The organism is Acidimicrobiales bacterium (genome assembly GCA_035531755.1).
Lineage (GTDB): Bacteria > Actinomycetota > Acidimicrobiia > Acidimicrobiales > UBA8190 > DATKSK01.
Genome location: DATKSK010000039.1, coordinates 1 through 20,216, shown reverse-complemented (window position 1 = coordinate 20,216; position 20,216 = coordinate 1). Strand labels below are relative to the sequence as shown.

Sequence of the window (20,216 nt, the reverse complement as noted above, 5' to 3'; positions counted from 1 at the left end):
GTCCGGGGTCGTCGCCGACGGCCACAGCTGACGACCTGATGGGATCGGCGCAGATCCACCCCGTCGCCGGCGCGCTGGGGGCGACGGTCACCGGCATCGACCTGCGCACGGTGTCCGAGCGCGGGCAGCTCGACGAGGTCCGCCACGCGCTCGCCGACCACCTGGTGGTCTTCCTGCCCGACCAGCACATCGGCCTCGACGACCTCGAGCGCGTCACCGACCTGCTCGGTGGTCGCGACACCACCCCGTTCGTGACGCCGCTCGAGGACCGTCCGTACGTCATCCGGGTCATCAAGGAGCCCGACGACCAGCTCAACTTCGCCAACGCCTGGCACAGCGACCTGAGCTACCTGCCCGAGCCGCCCTCGTACACGCTGCTCCATGCGTGGGAGGTCCCGGACCACGGGGGCGACACCGTGTGGTCCAACCAGTACCTGGCGTTCGAGACGCTGTCGCGGGGACTGCGCGAGACGCTCACCGGGCTGCGCGCCGTGCACTCGGCGGGCATGGCCTACGGCACCGGTGGATTCCTCGACCAGGTGAAGGACCTCACCTCGATGGCCATCGCCCCCTCGCCGGACGCCGCCGCGGAGCACGCCCACCCGGCCGTCGTCGAGCACCCGGTGACGGGTCGCGCCGCGCTGTACGTCAACCCCGTCTACACGACCCGCTTCGAGGGGTGGGCCCCGACCGAGTCCCAGGCCCTGCTCGCCCACCTCTACCGGCATGCCGTCAACGAGAACTTCACCTGCCGGCTGCGCTGGGCCCGCCACACGCTGGCCATCTGGGACAACCGGTGCACGATGCACAACGCCCTGAACGACTACTCGGGCGTCCGCCGGGAGATGTTCCGCACGAGCGTGAAGGGAACGGCCCCCCGCCCTGTCGCCGGGTAGGGCGCGCCGGGCCCGGCGACTCCTCGGGTGGGGGCTCAGAGCAGGTCGGTCACGAAAGCGGGCAGGTCGCCGACGATGCGGTCGCGGCCAGCCAAGCTGTCGTCGCGCACGATCTCCACGACGGCGCCGGCGACGTCGTCGGGCGACAGCAGGGGGAGGATCCCGCGCGCCTGGCGCGCCCACGGCGCCTCGGTGGTCCCGTCCCCGGACTTGGCGAGCAGGGGCGTGTCGACGAGCGCCGGCAGGACGGCGTTCACCCGGATGTTGTGGGTCCGGTGCAGCGCGGCGCAGGCGCGGGTGAACATGACCACCCCCGCCTTGGTGGCGGAGTAGCCGGGCTCGTCCTCCAGGGGCAGGAGCGCCCCGATCGAGGCGATGTTCACGACGACGCCGCCTCCGCGCGGGGCCAGCCGGTCCACGGCCAGGCGGGTGCCGAGGATCACGGCGCCGAGGTTGACGGCGACCTGGGTGGCCAGGGCCTGGGGATCCGTGGCGGGCCACAGGGGCTCGCCACAGACGATGCCGGCGTTGTTGACGAGGATGTCGAGGCCCCCCAACCGCTGCTCGGCGGCGTCGAGCATGGCCGACAGCTCGGTGACCAGGGTGACGTCGACGCGGGCGAACTCCGCCGAGCCCCCCGCCTCCCGCACGGCGGCCACGGTGCCGAGCCCGCCGCTCTCGTCGATGTCCGCCACCAGCACCGCGGCACCTGCGGCCGCCAGCGCCCGGGCGCAGGCCCGGCCGATGCCCGAGCCGGCCCCGGTGACGACGGCGACCTTTCCCGCGGTGTCCATGACTCGCTGATCCTACCGAGCGCTCGAGAGGCGGCATCGCGGGACGGGCCACACCGACACGGCACGGACCGGCCCCGGCGGCGCGTGGCGCGTCCCGCCGCACCCGCAGCACCCCGATTGAGCCGTGCGATGACGCGACATAGCGTGTGCCCAGGTCGTTCCCCTGGTCGGCGGCACGGCCCGATCCCGGGGCCGCCGTTGTCGACACGAGGAGACGACGATGGCGCGTGCAGGGCGCCACGAACCGGTCGAGCATCCCGACGAGGCGGTCATCGACCGCGTGCGGGTCGTCGAGCCGGGAGCGCCCGTGGCCCCGCGGGGGCCGGGTTGAGCTCCCCGCCCGCCGATGGCGTCGTCGCCCCGTCGCTGGGATCGGTCGGGACGAGTTCCGCCGGATCACGAGCTCGAAGCCCGAGCTCTTCGACACCACACCTCACCTGGCCCCGGTCCTGTTGACGCCCCCCGCTCGACCGGGCATCCTGTGGCACCCCACATTGGGTGGTCATCGCGCACGGTGTGTGGCGCAATGCCGACCGACGTGGGGAGCACGGTTCGGGAGGGGACCGCATGGCCCTGTTTCTTCGTATCGCATCACCGCAGAGACGGCGCTCCTCGACGGGGAACCGCCGGCCGGGCCGGTCGAGGTGGCGCCGGCTTCGGACCGTGGTGACGATCGCCTCCCTCGGAGCGGCCGGCGGGGGCTTCGCGTCCACGGCCGCGTCGGCGGCGGTCCCGGCCGGGCCCACCGGGCTCAACGCCTCGGTGAGCGGCACCAGCGTCACGCTGACGTGGACCAACGCATCGGGAGCGCTCGGCGTCAACGTCTATCGCGACACGTCCACCAAGTTCTGGGCGGGGGGCTACCCGAACCCCGCCCCCACCACCTACACCAACACCAACGTGCCGGCCGGTACCCACACCTATGCGGTGGCCGACTACAACTCATCAGGTCAGGGACCGTCGTCGTCCACGGTCACCGTGACGGTGGGCGGGACGCCTCCGCCGGCACCCACGGTGTCCGCCGTGAGCCCCACCTCGGGCCCGACCGCCGGGGGCACCGCCGTCACCATCACGGGCACGAACTTCACCGGCGCCACCGCGGTCGACTTCGGTGCCGGCGCGGCGAGCTTCACCGTGAGCAGCGCCACCTCCATCTCGGCCACATCGCCGGCGGGCTCGGGCACCGTGGACGTGACCGTCACGGCCGGCGGAGGACCGAGCGCCACGGGCGCGGCCGACCGGTTCACCTACGTCACCGGTCCGCCCCCGGCTCCCACCGTGACCTTCGTCAACCCGGTGACCGGCCCGGCGGGCACCTCGGTCAACGTGAGCGGCACCAACTTCACCGGCGCCAGCGCGGTGGACTTCGGCGCCAACCCGGCCACCTTCACTGTCAACAGCGCCACGACCATCACCGCCACGGTGCCGTCGGGGACGGGCACCGTCGACGTGACAGTCACCACCTCCGGGGGCACGAGCGTCACGAGCTCGAGTGACCAGTTCACCTACGGCGCCGGGCCGCCGCCCGGGGCGATCCCCTCCCCGGTGGCCGGCGGGTGGCAGCTCAACGGGTCGGCGAAGCTCATGTCCACGGCCACGCCACCGGATCTGCAACTCACGGCGGCCGTCAACAACCAGGCGGGCTCCGCCTTCTGGCCCACCGCCGTGCCCGGCGTGGGCATCTCCGCCGCCTTCGACGCGTCCCTCTCGGGCGGGAGCGGCGGCGACGGGCTGACGTTCACCCTGGCGGACGCCGGCGTCACCAAGCCCACCGCCCTGGGGGTCGCCGGCAGCGGCGAGGGGTTCTCGGGGATCAGGGGCATCGCCGTGTCCCTCGACACCTTCAAGAGGAACTCCAGCTATCCGTCGAGCAACTTCGTCGGCATCGCCACCGGGCCGGGCCCGACCTCGGACTCGCTCGGATACGTCACGACGAACTCGTCGATCCCGGCACTGCGCAACACGGTGCACCACTTCGTGGTGACGACCTTCTCGACCGGCATGAGCGTGACCATGGACGGCAACCAGGTGTTGAGCTATGCCACCAGCTTCCCGTCCACGGTCCTGGTCGGCTTCACGGCGGGCACGGGCCAGCACACTGACGTCCAGGCCGTGCGGAACGTGTCCATCACGGCGGGACCCCCACCCCCCGCACCCACGGTCACCGGCGTCAGCCCGAGCTCGGGCCCGAGCACCGGAGGGACGTCGGTCACCATTTCGGGCACCAACCTGACAGGTGCCTCGGCCGTCAACTTCGGGGGGATGCCGGCGTCGAGCTTCACCGTGGACGGTGACACCTCCATCACCGCCACCACGCCGGCCGCCACGGGCACCGTGGACGTGACCGTCACCACCTCGGGTGGGATCAGCTCGATCAACCCGTCCGACGAGTTCACCTACAACCCTCCGCCCCCACCGACCGTCACGGGGATCAGCCCGCCCTCGGGGCCGAGCGGCACCGCCGTGGCGGTCACGGGCTCGGGCTTCACGGGCGCGACGGCCGTCGACTTCGGGTCGGGGAGCCCAGCCACGTTCACGGTCACCAGTGATACCTCGATCGAGGCCACGTCACCGTCGGGAACGGGCACCGTGGACGTGACCGTCACCAATCCCGGAGGACCGAGCACCACGAGCACCGCTGACCAGTACACCTACACACTTCCGCCCGCGCCGACCGTCACCGGCGTCAGCCCGGGCTCGGGGTTCAACGGCACCTCGGTCACCGTCACCGGGACGGACTTCACCGGCACGACGGTCGTCGACTTCGGGTCGGGGACGCCGGCCTCCACGTTCGCCGTCGACAGCGCCACCACCATCACGGCGACGGCGCCCGGGGGAACGGGAACCGTCGACATCACCGTCACCACGTCGGGCGGCACGAGCACGACGAGTACGGCCGACCAGTACACGTACCTGGCGGGCCCGCCACCGCCGACGCTGGTCGCCACCTACCGGGGGGGCCTCGACCGGACCGGGTACTACCCGGCCGAGACCGGACTGACGGCGGCCAACGCCGCCACCCTGAAGCTGCACTGGACCGACGGCAACGGCCTCGGGTCCTTCGCCCAACCCATCGTGGCCAACAACCTCGTCTACTGGGAGGACTGGCACGGCCTGGTGCACGGCACCGCCTTGACGGGGAAGGACACCTGGACGACCAATGTGGGGGTGACCTCGATCACGTCGGGCACGTGCAAGGGAGTGATCTTCGGGCCCAGCGGCACGCTCACGGCGGCCGACATGGGGGGCACCCCCGTGCTGTTCGTACCGGGTGGTGACGACAACTTCTACGCGCTCAACGCGCTGACGGGGGCGCTCATCTGGAAGACGAGCCTGGGGGTCGAGCCCGCCTACTTCCTGTGGTCCTCACCGACGCTGTACAACGGGAGCGTCTACGAGGGCGTGGCGTCGGTCGGCGACTGCCCCCTGGTCCAGGGCGAGATGGTGCAGATGGACGCGTCGACGGGGACGGTCCAGCACGTCTTCGACACCGTGCCCACCGGTTGCACCGGTGGCGGGGTGTGGGGGTCGCCGACCATCGATACGAGCGACGGCAGCATCTACTTCACCACCGGCAACCCGGGGTGCAGCCCGCCCGGCCTGGCACCCGCGATCGTCAAGCTCCGGGCGTCCGACCTGAGCCTCATGGCGGATTGGACGGTGCCCACCTCGGCGCAGGCCCAGGGTGACTCCGACTTCGGCTCGACGCCGACGCTGTTCACCGCCACCATCAACGGCCAGCTCCGCCAGCTCGTGGGGGCGGTGAACAAGAACGGCATCTTCTACGCCTGGGACCGCACCGACCTGGCGGCGGGGCCCGTGTGGCAGTCGAACGTGGCCAAGGCGGGGGGCCCCGCCACCGGCTCGATCATCTCGGCCGCCTGGGACGGCTCGAAGCTGTACGTGGGGGGCGGGACCACCAGCGTCAACGGCACGAGCTGCACGGGGAGCATCGACGCCCTGAACCCGGTGACCGGGGCCTTCGTGTGGCGGACCTGCCAGACGAACACCACCAACCCCGGGGCGTACGCCGGGATCACCGTGGTGCCCGGGGTGCTCGTCGAAGGAACCCGGAGCGGCGCGGTCCTCTTCCTCGACACGGCCACCGGCAAGACGTTGTTCACCTACCAGGCGTCCACCGCGGTCAAGGGTGAGGCCACCGTCTCGAACGGCATCGTCTACCTCCCGGTGGGGAACGGGACGATCATCGCCCTGGGGCAGTAGCGGACTAACCCTGCGTGGCGATCTTGAAGGCTTCAGGGTCGAGGGGCTCGTAGGCCGCCTGGTCGATCGCCGTCGATCTGGCACGCCTCGAGTACGGATCGCGAGAGGCATGGGCCGGGGTCTCGAGGGGCCAGGCAACTCTGACGGCTCCGCTGTACGACTCCCAAGCGGTGACCAGCACCTCTCTCACCTTGCCATCCAGCCGGGCAAGCACCCACTGCTCAGACACCGGTTTCCAGGTCATCGAACCCCCTGCACTCCATCACACCACAGCCGGGACCAGGACGCCCGTCCGCACCGGGCGCACGCCCACCGGTCGTGATCGGGAGCCTCCGACGTGCCGGTGGCCGTGACGGCTCCCGACGATGGCCGCCGTCTCCCCGAGCGGCATCCGCCTACACCGTGTCCCAGGTCTCGGGGAGCCGGACCCAGAGAAGCGAGTCGTCGGGGCTCGCAGCCAGGGTCAGCCCGTGCTCGGCCGCCAACTCGCTCGCGTCCAACAGGGACCCGGGGCGCTCCTCGGTCGCGCCGTCTTCGTAGACGAGCACGATGCGCGTGTGCCATCCGTCCTCGTCGCCGGGGAGACCGGCCATCACGCGGTCGAGGCGGGGATCGCTCACCGTCGGGCGGACCCCGGGCCCTGAAATCCCTGGTAGGACGCCTGGTGATGGCACCCCTCGGTGTCACGGTTGCCAGTGCGAGGCACGGCGACGAGGGTACACCTATCCGCCGAGATGACAGAATGACGATATGATCAGATTAATGGCCCTGATCCTGGGCGGGCAACGTGCAGAAGTCTGAACCCTCCTCCGCCGGCGAGCCCGGGCTGCCGCGGCCGGCCGGCCGTCACGCCGCCCCCGCGACCGGGGACACCCTGGTGTGCGGCGACTGCTGGCGCGTCTCGCCGGCGCCGTCGGGTGACGCCGCCGCCGAACCCCGGTGTGCCCGGTGCGGCGGTCGACTGCGGGCCAGGTCCCTGTCGTCGCGCTCCACCCCTCCGGGCTGACCACCACGGTGGGATCGTCACGGATGTCGCGGGCCCTGCGGCGCTTCGGGCGCGTGACCGAGCCCCTCGCCCCGGGGCCGCCGACCGCGGATGGGCCGCCGGAGCTGGTGCGGTCGCTGCAGCTCCGCCACGTCGATGCCGGGTCGTGCAACGGCTGCGAGCTCGAGATCGTCTCCGCCTTCGGCCCCGTCTACGACGCCGAGCGCTTCGGGGCGCGTCTCGTCGCTTCGCCCCGGCATGCGGACGGTGTGCTCGTCACCGGCCCGGTCACGCAGAACATGGCGGTCCCCCTGCTGAGGACCGTCGAGGCGACACCGCGGCCTCGAGTCGTCATCGCCGTGGGGGACTGCGCGCGGGACTGTGGAGTCTTCGCCGGCGGGTACGGCGTGGTCGGCGCCGTCGGTGACGTCGTGGAGGTCGACACCTCGATCCCGGGGTGCCCTCCCCATCCGACCGCCATCGTCGAGGCGCTGCGTGGGATCACCCGACGATGAACGCCGGGACCCTCGTCGTCACCGGCGCCGTGCTCGGTCTCGGTGCCGGCATCGCCGGCGTCGCCTTGCCCCATCGGTCCCGGGTGACCGGGGCGGCTGTGCTCCTTTGGGGGGCGTGCGCGCTCGAGGGCGTTGCCGCAGTCCATGTGCTGGCGACCGGCCACGCCGTCGTGCTGCACTCGTCGACGATCCTCCCGCTCACCGGCGTGGAGGTGATGCTCAGCCCGTTGGGCGCCTTCTTCGTGCTGCTCGTGGCGTTGGTGGCCGTGCCCGCCACGCTGCACGGCATCGGGTACGCGCGTCACGGCCTCGCCAGTCGGACGGCGGCATGTGTCTTCCCGATCTTCGTCACGAGTCTGCTCCTCGTGCCGACGGCCGGGAGCGTCGCCACCTTCATGGTGCTCTGGGAGCTCATGGCCCTCACGTCGCTGCTCCTGGTGCTGGTGGGCCACGGCCGGCGAGCGGAGGCCCGGAGCGCCGCCTCCTGGTACGCCGTGCTCACCCAGGGTGGCGCGGCATTGATCCTCATCGCCTGGTTGGTGCTCGCCGCGCACTCGGGCGGACAGTCGTTCGCGGCCATGGGGCACCATGCCCGTCACCTCGCTCCAGCGGTCCGAGGCCTCGTCTTCGTACTCGCCCTCATCGGCTTCGGGTCGAAGGCGGGCGTGGTGCCCTTTCACGTATGGCTGCCGAAGGCGCACCCCGAAGCCCCCAGCCCGGTCTCGGCGCTGATGTCGGGGGCGATGGTGGCGCTCGGCGTCTACGGGATCGTCCTCGTGGGTGACGCCCTTCTCGGCGGTGGCCCGGTGTGGTGGTGGTTGGCGGTGCTGGCCCTCGGGGCCGTCTCGGCGCTGTTCGGCTCCCTCCACGCGGCCAGCAGCACGGACGTCAAGCGGCTGCTCGCCTACTCCACGACCGACAACGTGGGCCTGGCCCTGCTGGCGCTGGGCGCGTCGGGGCTCTTCGCCGCGACCCGGCATCCCGTGTTGGCCTCGTTGGGCCTAGTGGCGACCCTCGTGCTCATGCTCAACCATGCCGCCGTCAAGGGGGCGCTCTTCCTGGCGGCCGGGTCGGTCCAGATGGCGACCGGCAGCAGCGATCTCGACCGGCTCGGTGGCCTCCTCCGACGCATGCCCCAGACGGGTGCGCTCTTCCTCGTCGCCGCGGCCGCCATCACGGGCCTGCCGCCGCTCAACGGCTTCATCGGCGAGTGGCTCCTGTTCCAGAGCCTGCTGCACGGAGCCGCCACGGGGAACACCGCCACCGATGTCGCCGTCCCCTTGGCCGTCGCGGCCCTGGCCCTCACCGCCGGGTTGACCGTGGTGGCGTTCGTGAAGGCGGTGGGCATCGGATTCCTGGGCCGACCGCGTTCGCAGGGCGCCGACGAAGCCGTGGAGGTCCCGGTCACCATGCGTCTGGCCGTCGGCCTCCTCGTCGCGGTGTGCGTCGTCTTCGGCGTCGTCCCGGCGCTGGAGCTGCCGGCAGTCGAGCGCGCCGTCAGGACAGCGGTTCCCGGGGTCGGCTCGGCCCTTCTGGCACATGGCGTCGACGTGCAGCTGGTCGGGCTCCGAGGCGTGCTCGCCCCCACCGAATTGGCCGGCGCCATGGCCGTCGCCGTCGTGGGGGTGATGGTCCTGCGCCGGTCCCTGTCGCGCCGGCCCACGGCGCGGGTGGTCGACGCCTGGGGGTGCGGTCGCCAGCTCCAGACGGCGCGCATGCAGTACACGGCGACGTCGTTCGCCGAGCCGGTCCAGCGGGTCTTCGACGACGTCCTGCGCCCCGTCCAGGACCTGGATGTGACGCACGTCGCCGAATCCCGCTACGTCATAGAGGCGGTCACGTTCCACAACGCCGTGGACGACGCCATCGAGCGCGGGCTCTACCGTCCCGTCGTCCGGGTGGTGCGACGCTGCGGCCAGGCGGCGCGTGCGTTGCAGCCCGGCAGTGTCCACCGCTACCTCGGATACGGGTTGGGTGCGCTCGTCATCGTGCTGGCCGCGCTGGCGATGATCGGGTGAGCACCATCGCGCCCATGGTGGGCGCCGGCATCTCCTCGGCCGTGCAGGTCGCAGTCGTGGCCGTCGGTGGCCCGGTACTCCTCGGAGTGATGCGGAAGGTGCGCTGCCGGCTCGAGGGTCGCGTCGGCGCCCCGGTCCTGCAGCCGCTCGTGGACATTCGCAAGCTGTTCCGGAAGGAGCGGCTGCGCCCCGACCAGGCGACGTGGATCTTCGCGCTCGCACCGGTGGTCCTCGTGTCCACGGTCGCCGTGGCGGCTGCCGTCACGCCCCTTGTGACGACGCACCCCGCGTTCGGCGCCGGTTCGGACCTGTTCGTCCTCGTCTACCTCCTGCTGGTGGGGTCGACAATCCTGGCATTGGCCGGCATGGACGCGGGCACGGCCTTCGGGGGCATGGGCTCGAGCCGGGCCGTCACCATCGGCGCGTTGGCCGAGCCGGCGCTGCTCGTCTCCATCCTGGCCCTGTCGGCCACCGCGCACTCGTCGAACCTTGCCGCCATCGTGCGGGCCACCCTCGCCGGGCCCGGGTCGGTGGCCACACCGCAGCGGCTCTTCGCCCTGGGGTCTCTGCTCATCGTCATCGTCGCCGAGAGCGGCCGGCTGCCGGTGGACAACCCGGCCACGCACCTCGAGCTCACCATGGTCCACGAGGCCATGGTGCTCGAGTACGCCGGCCCCGACTTGGCGGTCGTCACCGTGGGTGAGGCCATGCGACTCACCCTCCTTCTCGGCATCTTCGTGAACCTGGTCGCCCCCTGGGGTGTGGCGACGACCACCCACGCGGCCGACATCGCCGTCGGTGTGGCGTCGCTGGCCGCCAAGGTGGCCCTGCTGGGCGTCGCCCTCAGCGTGTTCGAGGTCTCGACCGCCAAGGTGCGCCTGTTCCGGATTCCCGAGCTGCTCGCCGGCGCCTTCGTCCTGGCGCTGCTCGGCGTCGTGAGCGGCCTGGTGGTCAAGTGAGCGCCTCGACCTACGCGAGCGCCCTCGGACTCGAGGCTGCCGCCGTCCTGCTGTGCGCGGTGGTGACGTTGTGGCGCCGGTCCCTCGGCGCGATCGTGCGGGCCCTCGCCATACAGGGCCTGGCCCTCGCCTGTGTCGCCATGGTCATCGGGCTCCATCAACGCGACCCCGGCCTCGTCGTCGTGGGCCTGCTCGTCCTCGCCGCCAAGGCAGCCGTCGTCCCCATGCTCATCACCCGTGTGGTGCGCGGCGACCCCGGGAGCCGCGAGACCCAACCTCTGGTCAACGTGCCCGCGTCGCTGGTGGCGGCCGGGGCGCTGACCTTCCTGGCGTTCGCCGCCACGCGTTCGGTGACCGCGCTCGTGCCCACCACGGCCGGACGGCTCATCCCGCTGGGCCTGGCCTGCATGCTGGTGGGGTTCTTCGCGCTCGTGACCCGCCGCAAGGCGGTCTCCCAGATCGTGGGCATCCTGCTCGTGGACAACGGCGTCGCGCTGGTTGCGTTTCTGGCGACCGCAGGCGTGCCACTGCTCGTGGAGCTCGGCGCCTCGCTCGACGTGTTGCTGGCGGTCATCGTGTTGCGGGTGCTCGCCACCCATCTCCGCTCCCGCTTGGGCCCCTTCGACCTGGACCAGCTCACCGAGCTGCACGACTGATGCTGGTCGCCCTCCTGGCGCTGCCCGTCGCCTGCGGGCTCGTGTGCGGTGGTGCCCCGTGGCGGCGCGGCCTCGGTTGGCTCGGCACGGCCGCCGCGTCGGGAGTGCTCGTCACGGCCGCGGTGCTCGCCGTCGACGTCGTGCGCACGGGGCCGGTGACGGGGCTCGGCGGCTTCTTGCGGGCCGACGCACTGAGCGCCTTCATGGTCGTCGTCATCGGAGTGATCGCCGTGCTGGCGACGTGGCAGGGGGTGCGGTACCTCGACGCCGAGGTCGCCGCGGGGCGCAGCTCGCGCCGGCATGCGTCGCTGTACCTCGTCCTCGTCCAGGCGTTCTTGGCCACCATGCTCCTGGCGGTGCTCGCCGCCAACCTGGGCGTGCTGTGGGTGGCCGTCGAAGCCACGACGGTGGTCACGACCTTCCTGGTCGGGCATCGGCGCACCCGGTCGTCGCTCGAGGCCTCGTGGAAGTACATCGTGATCTGCTCCGTCGGGATCGCCTTGGCTTTCCTGGGCACCGTGCTCGTCTACCTCGCCACGCTCCATGTCGGCGGGCACGGTCCGCACCCCCTCGATTGGACGTCGCTCGTCGCGCAGTCGCACCGGCTCGATCCCGGGGTCATGCGCCTGGCCTTCGCGCTGGTGGTGCTCGGCTACGGCACGAAGGTCGGTCTGGTGCCGATGCACAGCTGGCTGCCCGACGCCCACAGCCAGGCCCCCGCCCCGGTGTCCGCCCTCATGTCCGGGGTGCTCCTGACCGTCGCCTTCTACGGGATCCTGCGCTTCAAGGTGATCGCCGATGGTGCGCTCGGCCCGGCGTTCCCCCGCACCCTGCTCGTCGTCGTCGGCCTGCTGTCGCTCCTCGTGGCGGCGTCGCTGCTGCTCACCCAGCGGGACTACAAACGGATGCTCGCGTACCACAGCGTCGAGCACATGGGTCTCATCGCCCTGGGGGCGGCGGCAGGCTCACCGTTGGCCATCGCCGCCGTGCTCCTCCACGTCCTGGGCCACGGCCTGGCCAAGGGAGTGCTGTTCCTGGCCTCGGGTGAGATCCTGCTGACCGAGGGCACGAGCGAGATCGAGCGCGTCCCGGCCCTGTTGAGCCGTCGACCCGTGCTCGGCGGCATCTTCGGGTTCGGCCTCGTGGCACTGCTCGGCCTCCCGCCGTTCAGCCTGTTCGTGAGCGAGCTCAACATGCTGCGTGCGGAATTCCAGGTCGGGCTGGGCTGGGCGGCCGCGGCCTCACTGGTCTGCATGGTGGTGATCTTCGCCGCCGTCATGTCCCATGGCCGTCACCTTCTGCTCGGTCCCAGGGGTACGCAAGGTCCGCTGACGACCCCCGCGCTCGTCGCCGTTCCCCTCGTCGGCGGTCTCGTGGGCTGCGCCTTCATCGGAGTCTCGGCGTGGCCGCTCCAACCCCTGCTCCACGCGGCGGCGCACGTCGTGGCGCCATGACCGGCGCGCCCGTGCTGCCACCGGGCATCGAGCACCCCGGCGGCTCCCGGCAGTCCGTGGAGCTGCCGGCGGACGAGTTGCTCGCCTCGGCCACCGATCTCCTCCGGCAGGGATACCGCCTGGCGCTCGTGGCCGCCGTCGACGCGTCCGGACCGTTGCGCGTCACGTACCTCTTCACGTCCGGGCCCCCCGACCGGCGCCTCGAACTGACGGTGGCAGTCGACCGCCGACGGCCGCAGGTCCCCTCGCTGGCGGGAATCTCGTTCCCGGCGGGCCGGTTCGAACGCGAGATGCACGACCTGTTCGGCATCGTGCCGATCGGCCACCCGTTCCTCCGACGTCTGGTCCTCCATCAACACTGGCCCGAGGGTTGGTACCCCATGCGACAGGACGCCGGCCCGGTGCCCGTCATGGTCGACGACGCCGGCTCGTACCCGTTCGTCGAGGTGCAGGGTTCCGGCGTCTACGAGATCCCCGTCGGACCGGTTCACGCGGGGCTCATCGAACCCGGCCACTTTCGCTTCTCCGTGGTCGGAGAGACCATCTTGAAGATGAAGGCACGGCTCTGGTTCGTCCACAAGGGGATCGAGCGGCTCTTCGAGGGTCAGGGCAGCGACGAGGGCGTGGTCCTGGCGGAACGTATCTCCGGTGACAGCGCCGTCGGTCACGGGTTGGCCTACTGCATGGCCGTGGAGGAGGCCCGTGGCATCGAGGTCGACCAGGGGACGTGCGAGTTGCGCTGTCTCCTGCTCGAGCTGGAGCGCCTGTACAACCACGTGGCCGATGTCGGCGCCCTGTGCAACGACGTCGGCTTCGGACTCGCGCAAGCTCGAGCACTGACGTTGCGCGAACGCCTCCTCCGGCTCAACGCGTCGGTCACGGGCCACCGTCTGTTGCGTGGAGCGATCACTCCCGGCGAGGTCCGCGTGCGAGCCCTGCCTCGAGACGCAGAGCTGAGGGAGATCGCCGAGCGGTTCCACGAGCTGGTCGAGCTCGCCCGGGGCCAGAGCACGGTGGTCGACCGTTTCACCGGAACGGCTGTGCTCGGTGCCGAGGATGCCGCCGCGCTGGGTGTGCTGGGAGTCGTCGCCCGTGCCTCGGGCTCGACCCTCGATGCGAGAGTTGCGCACCCCACCGGTGCGCCACTGATGACAGGGTTCTCTCCGGCGGGCGCGCGGACCGGTGACGTGCTGGCTCGATTCGACGTGCGGGTCGAGGAGGCCGAGGCGTCACTGGCGATGTTGTCGGACCGCTGTACGACTTCGGGGGCGCCACGTACCTCGAGCCACCGGGCGTTCAACGGGCGAGGCCGTCGTACCAGGACGGCAAGTGCGGCAGGGACGGGGATCGTCGAGGGTTGGCGGGGAAGCGTGGTCCACCGTGTCGAGGTGGACGAGTCCGGGCGGCTCGTCCGGGTGAAGATCGTGGACCCGTCCTTCTTCAACTGGCCGGCGCTGTCGCTGGCACTGGCCGACACGATCGTCCCGGACTTCCCCCTGGTCAACAAGAGCTTCAACCTGTCGTATGCGGGCAACGATCTGTGAGGGCCGGTCGGAGGACGAGCCCCGTGGCCGACGGGACCATCCCGTTAGAATCCGGCCCGACATTCCGGTGCCGGGGCGCGTCGGACACCGGGCGCGATGATCCGAGAATCGAGAAGCGGTGACAACTCCGATCTACCACGTCAAGGCCGAGTTCTTCAAGACGCTGGGCCACCCGGCGCGCATCCGGGTCCTGGAGGTGCTTCGCGACGGCGAGCGGACTGTCAGCGAGCTCGTCCCCGCTGTCGGCATCGAGGCATCGCACCTGTCCCAGCAGCTCGGCGTCCTCCGGCGGGCCAATCTGGTCCAGGCGCGCAAGGAAGGCAACACCGTCCTCTATTCGGTCGGGAATCCGATGATCTTCGAGCTGCTCGACGTGGCCCGTCGGATCCTCACGTCGTCACTCGACGAGACCAGGGCACTCCTGGCAGAGCTCGAGTCACCATCCGAGCCGGGTGTCGCACCCAGGTCGACCCGCTGAGCCTGCGTTGCGCCGCACGGCTCCTCAGGCCACCGTGCCCTGCGCCACCAGGGAGGACCACTCGCCGTCTTCGACACCGGCCAGCTCGCGCAGAACCGGCTCCGTGTGCTCGCCCAGCTCGGGGCCGACGTCGGCGACGCCCCCCGGAGTGCGGGAGAACTTCGGCACCACGCCGGGCATGGGGACCTCGTAGCCGGCGCGTGACGCCGCGCGGACCACCATGGCGCGGGCGCCGTAGTGGGGGTCGACCACCATGTCGGCGGGGGTGTAGACGCGGCCGGCAGGCACGCCGTGCGACGACAGCAGCGCGAGCAGGCCGTCGGTCTCCTGGGTGCGTGTCCAGTCGGCGATGAGCCCGTCGAGCTCTTCCATGTTGCGCCCGCGGGCGGAGTGGTCACCGAACCGTGGATCCCGAGACAGCTCGGGCCGCCCCATGGCGGCGCACAGGCGCGTGAAGACGGAGTCGGCGTTGCCGGCGATCAGCACGTCGGATCCGTCCGCGGTCGGATAGGCGTTGGCCGGGGCCACACCCGGGAGGACACCCCCGGTGCGGCGCCGGGTGACCCCGGCGACCTCGAAGTCGGCCAACGTGGACTCCATCAGCGCGGCCACAGCCTCGTAGATGGCGACGTCGACCTCCTGCCCTCGACCACTGGCGTGGCGTTCGGCCAGTGCGGCCAGCGTGCCGACGACGGCGAAGAGCCCGGCCAGCGCGTCGCCCAGGCTGATGCCGCAGCGGGCGGGCGGCCGATCCGGGTCGCCGGTGGTGGCCCGGATGCCCCCCATCGCTTCGCCGATCGACCCGAAGCCGGCGTCGGCGGCGCGAGGGCCGGTCTGCCCGAACCCCGACACGTGGACCACGATGATGCCCGGGTTCCGGCTCCGGAGCTCGTCGTAGCCGAGGCCCCACTCGTCGAGTCGCCCGGGCCGGAAGTTCTCGAGGACCACGTCGACCCGGGCTGCCAGACGCCGGACCAGCTCCCGCCCGGCCGCACGGCGCATGTCGATGGCCACGGAGCGCTTGTTGCGGGCGATGGCCGGCCACCACAGCCCCTGGCCCTGGTGGGTGATGCCCCAGGTGCGCATGGGGTCGCCTCGGCCCGGGGTCTCCACTTTGATGACATCGGCGCCGTAGTCGCCGAGCAGCTGGCCGGCGAAGGGCCCGGCGATAAAGTTGCCCAGCTCGAGGACCCGCAGCCCGACCAGGGGACCCGTCCGCTCCGTCGTCGTCATGGCGCCGAGTGTAGGGAGCCGGTCCCCCGACGGTGAGGGACGAGGCGGAGCCCCGAACGGGGTGCGGGAAGAGGCGGAGGAGATCATGGCTGCACAGCACGGAGGCGGGTTCCGAGGGGTCGACCGTCACCGGCCGGCCCAGGCCGTCGCCCGGGCGACGGCCTGACCCCGTGCCGCGCCTGCGCCAGGTGCCCAAGGCCGAGGCCGAGGCGCCCATCGTCCAGGTCATGTACGAGTACCTCTTCGACGGACGCGACCCGGTGGCCGAGCCCGGCACCGCCACCGGGTCGCCGGGCGACTGGTGGACGGTGTTCGCCCTGGTCCCCGACGTCCTCGAGCACGCCGTCCAGGGGTTCGGCCTGTACCAGAGCCCGAACCGGCGTCTCGACCCGACGCTGCGTGAGCTGGCCCAGGCCCGGGCGGGTTGGGCCGCCGGCAGCCAGTTCGTCTTCTCCCAGCACTGCAAGTCGCTGCGTGCCCAGGAGGTGGACGAGGCCATCATCGAGGCGATCCCCCACTGGGCGGCAGCCCCCTGCTACGACGAGACCCAGCGCCTGGTCCTGGCCTACACCGACTGCCTGGTGCTCGACCGGGGACGGGTGCCCGACGGGCTCTTCACCGCCCTGCATGCCCACCTGGGCGACGAGGAGATCCTCGAGCTGACCTACATCGCCGCCCTCTACCTCCAGCACGCGGTGATGTCGCGGGCACTGCGCACCGAGTTCGACGACCGTCCTGAGCCGGTGGTCGAAGTGGCGGGTGGCGACGGCTCCTCGGCTCGCGACGTCGGCCGCGACATCAGCCTGCCCCCCACGTGAGCGCCGCACGGGGCGCCGCTCCACCGCGGGCGGTGGAGTTGGTCGAGGTGTCGCCGCGCGACGGGCTCCAGGACGAGCCCGTCCGTCTGTCCACCGAGGCCAAGGTGTCCCTCATCGAGCGTGCCCTGGATGCGGGGGTGACCCGGGTGGAGGCGGTCAGCTTCGCCCGGCCCGACCGGGTGCCGGCCATGGCCGACGCCGAGGAGGTGATGGCCGGGGTCCGCCGCCGGACCGGCGCGCGCCTGGCCGGTCTGGTCCTCAACGAGCGGGGCCTCGAGCGGGCGCTGTCCGCCGGGGTCGACGAGGTCAACGTGGTGGTGCTCGTGACCGAGACCTTCTCCCGCCGCAATCAGGGGATGGGCGTGGAGCAAGCCCTGGCCATGTGGTCACGCGTGGCATCGGAGGCGACGGCGGCCGGGGTCGGTGCGTCGGCCACCGTGTCGGCGGCCTTCGGCTGTCCCTACGAGGGGGTGGTGGAGCCGGGCCGGGTCCGGGAGCTCGCCCGCCGGGTGGCCGCGGCGGGGGCCTTCGAGATCGGTCTGGCCGACACCATCGGCTGTGCGGTCCCTCCCGAGGTGGAGGTGCTGGTGCGGGGCGTCGCCGCCGACACCGGGCTGCCGGTCAGGGTCCATCTGCACAACAGCCGCAACACCGGGTTCGCCAATGCGGTGGCCGCCGTGGGAGCCGGGGCCGCCGCCCTCGACGCCAGCATCGGTGGGATCGGCGGCTGCCCGTTCGCCCCGGGTGCCGCCGGCAACATCGCCAGCGAAGACCTCGTCCACCTGCTCGACCGGATGGGCATTGCCACCGGGGTCCGGCTCGAGGGGCTGCTCGAGGCCTCGCGCTGGCTGGCGGACGCACTCGGGCACCCGTTGCCCGGGCAATTGGTGCGCTCGGGCCCGTTCCCCGCACGGGTGGTGCCCGGCTGACCGTCCCGTCGGACGGACGGCGCGTGAGGGTGGCACCGCCGCCGCTGGATGGTGGCCACGACGGCAAGAACGGTGCTCGTGCCCACGTGCGCGATCGGGTACTTCGGCCCTCGACGCCACCGCCGCGACCGGGGCGCAATGGCGTCATGGCACACGTCCACACCGAGGAGTCGCTGTCGGCGCCGCCTGGTGAGGGGCGGGCCGGCACCGACGGGGTCGCAGCGGCGGTGGGGCGGTCCACGGCGACGGACGAGTTCCCGGTCGAGCACGTCTCCATCCACGGGCACGACATCGGCTACCGGCGTGGCGGCGATGGCCCCGTGCTCTTGCTGCTCCATGGGATCGCCGGCAGCTCCTGCACGTGGGTCCCCGCCATGAAGCTCCTGCAGGGCGACTACACGGTGCTGGCCCCGGACTTCCTCGGCCACGGGGTGTCGGCCAAGCCCGTCGGCGACTACTCGCTCGGCAACCATGCCAGCACCGTGCGCGACCTCCTGCACCTGCTCCGCATCGAGCGGGCCACCGTGGTCGGACAATCGTTCGGGGGTGGTGTGGCGCTGCAGTTCGCGTACCAGTTCCCCGAGCGCTGCGAGCGCCTGGTGCTCGTCGATGCCGGGGGATTGGGCCGCGAGGTGAACTGGATCCTCCGCCTCATCACCCTGCCCGCGTTCGAGTACGTGATGCCGGCGCTGTTCCCGGCCTTCGTGCGGCACTGGGGCGACCCGGTCGCCGGGTTCCTCGGCGACCGGGGCATCGGCAGCGCCGGGGCAGCAGAGATGTGGCGTTCCTACAAGTCGCTGACCGAGGCCGGGAACCGTCACGCCTTCGTCCGCACCATGCGGGCCGTCATCGACCCGGGCGGTCAGTCGGTCAGCGCCACAGACCGCCTCTACCTGGCCGCCCACATGCCGACGCTCATCGTGTGGGGCGAGCACGACAGGATCATCCCGCTCGTCCACGCCTACCGGGCGCACCAGGCCATCCCCGACAGCCGGCTCGAGGTGATGAAGGGGGTGGGCCACTACTCCCACGTGGAGGAGCCCGCCCGCTTCGTGGAAATCCTGACAGACTTCCTGCACACGACAGAGCCCGCCAGTTTCGATCCAGAGGAGCGGCGCGACCTGCTGCGCCAGGGGCCCTCATGATCAGGCGGTGCGCAAGAGCGACGAATGTGAAAGGAGCGTTCATGATCAAGGGCTTCAAGAACTTCCTTCTGCGAGGTGACGTCATCGTCGTTGCCGTCGGTCTGATCGTCGCCTTGGCGTTCAGCACATTGATCAAGGCGTTCACCGACTCGGTGATCAACCCGCTCATCGCTCGCGCTCAGGGCGGGCAGGCCGTCGGGCTCGGCGTGCAGCTCGGCCAGAAGAACAACAACGCCACGTTCCTGAACCTCGGCTCGTTCATCTCCGCGATCGTCTATTTCGTCATCTTCATGGGCGTCGTCTACTTCGCCATCGTGGTGCCGTACAAGTCCATCTCGGCCAGGCGCGGCCAGGTCGTCTTCGGTGACCCGCCGCCCACCAAGACGTGTCCGGCATGTCTGTCCGACGACCTTCCCGCCGCGGCGACGAAGTGCAAGTACTGCGCGACCGATCAGCCGACTGGCGCTGCGGTCGGCGCCAACGGGTAAGGCGGCTGGCCAACGCGCGAACGGCCCGGAGCCGACATCACATCACCGGCATGACGGTGCGAGGTGCCAGGAGGGCACCCGTGCACGAGATCGGGTCGGTTCGATCGCCGAGCGGTTCGTCGACGCCGGGTCGAACCCCGGGGGGCCCGCCGGTCCGCAGGGCACCTACCGTGCCGCCGCCCCGTCGAGGAAGACGCTGCTCACCATGGCCGCGGCCCGTTCGGCCCCGACGGCTCCCTGGGCCGTCATCTGCACCGCCGCCTGCAACAGGCCCCCGAAGAGCCGGCTCAGCTCCTCGTCGCTCAGGTCCCGCCGCAGCGTGCCGTCGGCGACGCCCCGGCTGAACAGGGCCCGGAGCGGGGCGGCGAGGCGTTCCTCGACCTCGTCGGGCTCCACGTGCTTGGCCTCGTGGGCCAGGAAGGCGTACTTGCTCGAGGCGCCGACCAGCGCCCGGGCCGCCCGGGCCACGCCCTCGGTCACGGTGGCCAGGTCGATCTCGGCCTCGTCGAGACGTGCCGCCATGTCGTCGAGGGCGTCCTCGAGCAGCGCGTGGAGCAGGGCGTCGCGGCTGGGGAAGTACCGGTAGACGGTGGCCCGTCCCAACCCGGCGGCGTCGGCCACCTCGTCCATGCTCGCGCCCGCCCCCTCGCGGAAGAACACGAGGGCGGCGGCATCCAAGATGGCCGTCGACGTGCGGTCACGCAGCGAGGAACGGGAGCCCACCGACTCAGTGTAAGTCGTACGCGCCTCGTTATGCGACGATTCTTCAGCAAAATGAGATGATAGCGTCTTACCGGGGCTCGTTCCCCGCCGTCCTCGTCGTCGCCCTCCCACACCCCCGGGGTCCCCGCCATGCGCTCGATCGCCTCATGGTGCGTCCGCCACCGCCGCCTCGTCCTGCTGCTGTGGATCCTGACCCTGGTCGGCGTCACGACGGCGTCCAACGCCATGGGCACCGCCTATTCGGACAGCTTCTCCCTGCCCAACACCGAGTCGACCCGGGCCATCTCCCTGCTCGAGAGCGTGTCCCCCAAGGTCTCGGGCGACACCGAGAGCATCGTCTTCCAGACCAGCGGTGGG

18 protein-coding genes are annotated in these 20,216 nt (G+C 71.4%); 14 read left to right on the top strand and 4 right to left on the bottom strand.

Annotated features, from left to right (window positions below):
• Nucleotides 1-896, top strand: an 896-nt coding sequence (locus VMV22_08345; GenBank protein HUY22338.1) for a TauD/TfdA family dioxygenase, incomplete at its 5' end; no start/stop codon positions are given.
• Between the two features lie 35 nt (nt 897-931).
• Here VMV22_08345 and VMV22_08340 read toward each other — a convergent pair.
• On the bottom strand, nt 932-1,690 hold the full coding sequence (locus tag VMV22_08340) for an SDR family oxidoreductase (GenBank protein ID HUY22337.1): 759 nt from the start codon (nt 1,688-1,690) through the stop codon (nt 932-934).
• A 663-nt stretch (nt 1,691-2,353) separates the two neighbouring features.
• Here VMV22_08340 and VMV22_08335 point away from each other — a divergent pair.
• Nucleotides 2,354-5,914, top strand: a complete 3,561-nt coding sequence (locus VMV22_08335; GenBank protein ID HUY22336.1) for an IPT/TIG domain-containing protein — start codon at nt 2,354-2,356, stop codon at nt 5,912-5,914.
• 395 nt (nt 5,915-6,309) lie between these two features.
• On the opposite strand, the gene VMV22_08330 is transcribed toward VMV22_08335, so the two are convergent.
• Complete coding sequence (locus tag VMV22_08330) at nt 6,310-6,534, bottom strand: hypothetical protein (protein HUY22335.1); 225 nt, start codon at nt 6,532-6,534, stop codon at nt 6,310-6,312.
• Nucleotides 6,535-6,943: 409 nt separating this feature from the next.
• Between VMV22_08330 and VMV22_08325 the strand changes: the two genes are divergently transcribed.
• The 7 genes from VMV22_08325 to VMV22_08295 all read left to right on the top strand — a co-directional run bounded on the left by VMV22_08325 (nt 6,944) and on the right by VMV22_08295 (nt 14,523).
• Nucleotides 6,944-7,414, top strand: coding sequence for a hypothetical protein (locus VMV22_08325; protein HUY22334.1), 471 nt, complete (start codon nt 6,944-6,946; stop codon nt 7,412-7,414).
• Entirely contained in the window at nt 7,411-9,432 is a 2,022-nt protein-coding gene (locus VMV22_08320; protein HUY22333.1) for a proton-conducting transporter membrane subunit, read from the top strand. The genes VMV22_08325 and VMV22_08320 overlap by 4 nt, the downstream gene beginning before the upstream one ends.
• Nucleotides 9,429-10,391 carry an NADH-quinone oxidoreductase subunit H gene (locus VMV22_08315; GenBank protein ID HUY22332.1) on the top strand — a complete coding sequence of 321 codons (963 nt, stop codon included), beginning with the start codon at nt 9,429-9,431 and terminating at the stop codon, nt 10,389-10,391. Before VMV22_08320 ends, VMV22_08315 begins: the two co-directional genes overlap by 4 nt.
• Nucleotides 10,388-11,047, top strand: a complete 660-nt coding sequence (locus tag VMV22_08310; GenBank protein ID HUY22331.1) for a hypothetical protein — start codon at nt 10,388-10,390, stop codon at nt 11,045-11,047. Before VMV22_08315 ends, VMV22_08310 begins: the two co-directional genes overlap by 4 nt.
• On the top strand, nt 11,047-12,501 hold the full coding sequence (locus VMV22_08305; GenBank protein HUY22330.1) for a proton-conducting transporter membrane subunit: 1,455 nt from the start codon (nt 11,047-11,049) through the stop codon (nt 12,499-12,501). The genes VMV22_08310 and VMV22_08305 overlap by 1 nt, the downstream gene beginning before the upstream one ends.
• Nucleotides 12,498-14,045, top strand: a complete 1,548-nt coding sequence (locus tag VMV22_08300) for an NADH-quinone oxidoreductase subunit C (protein ID HUY22329.1) — start codon at nt 12,498-12,500, stop codon at nt 14,043-14,045. The genes VMV22_08305 and VMV22_08300 overlap by 4 nt, the downstream gene beginning before the upstream one ends.
• Before the next feature lie 118 nt (nt 14,046-14,163).
• On the top strand, nt 14,164-14,523 hold the full coding sequence (locus VMV22_08295) for a metalloregulator ArsR/SmtB family transcription factor (protein HUY22328.1): 360 nt from the start codon (nt 14,164-14,166) through the stop codon (nt 14,521-14,523).
• 24 nt (nt 14,524-14,547) lie between these two features.
• Here the strand turns inward: VMV22_08295 and VMV22_08290 are convergent, their stop codons facing one another.
• On the bottom strand, nt 14,548-15,756 hold the full coding sequence (locus VMV22_08290; GenBank protein ID HUY22327.1) for a CoA transferase: 1,209 nt from the start codon (nt 15,754-15,756) through the stop codon (nt 14,548-14,550).
• A 170-nt stretch (nt 15,757-15,926) separates the two neighbouring features.
• Here VMV22_08290 and VMV22_08285 point away from each other — a divergent pair, with 170 nt between their 5' ends.
• The 4 genes from VMV22_08285 (at nt 15,927) to VMV22_08270 (ending at nt 19,136) form a co-directional block, all read left to right on the top strand.
• Nucleotides 15,927-16,574, top strand: coding sequence for a carboxymuconolactone decarboxylase family protein (locus VMV22_08285; protein HUY22326.1), 648 nt, complete (start codon nt 15,927-15,929; stop codon nt 16,572-16,574).
• A complete protein-coding gene (locus VMV22_08280; GenBank protein HUY22325.1) occupies nt 16,571-17,503 on the top strand; it encodes a hydroxymethylglutaryl-CoA lyase in 933 nt (310 codons plus the stop codon). Before VMV22_08285 ends, VMV22_08280 begins: the two co-directional genes overlap by 4 nt.
• 146 nt (nt 17,504-17,649) lie before the next feature.
• On the top strand, nt 17,650-18,648 hold the full coding sequence (locus VMV22_08275; GenBank protein ID HUY22324.1) for an alpha/beta fold hydrolase: 999 nt from the start codon (nt 17,650-17,652) through the stop codon (nt 18,646-18,648).
• Nucleotides 18,649-18,689: 41 nt separating this feature from the next.
• Nucleotides 18,690-19,136 (top strand): MscL family protein, encoded by a 447-nt coding sequence (locus VMV22_08270; GenBank protein HUY22323.1) that lies wholly within the window; start codon nt 18,690-18,692, stop codon nt 19,134-19,136.
• Between the two features lie 165 nt (nt 19,137-19,301).
• On the opposite strand, the gene VMV22_08265 is transcribed toward VMV22_08270, so the two are convergent.
• A complete protein-coding gene (locus VMV22_08265) occupies nt 19,302-19,859 on the bottom strand; it encodes a helix-turn-helix domain-containing protein (protein HUY22322.1) in 558 nt (185 codons plus the stop codon).
• 129 nt (nt 19,860-19,988) lie between these two features.
• Here VMV22_08265 and VMV22_08260 point away from each other — a divergent pair.
• Nucleotides 19,989-20,216, top strand: a 228-nt coding sequence (locus VMV22_08260) for a hypothetical protein (protein HUY22321.1), incomplete at its 3' end; no start/stop codon positions are given.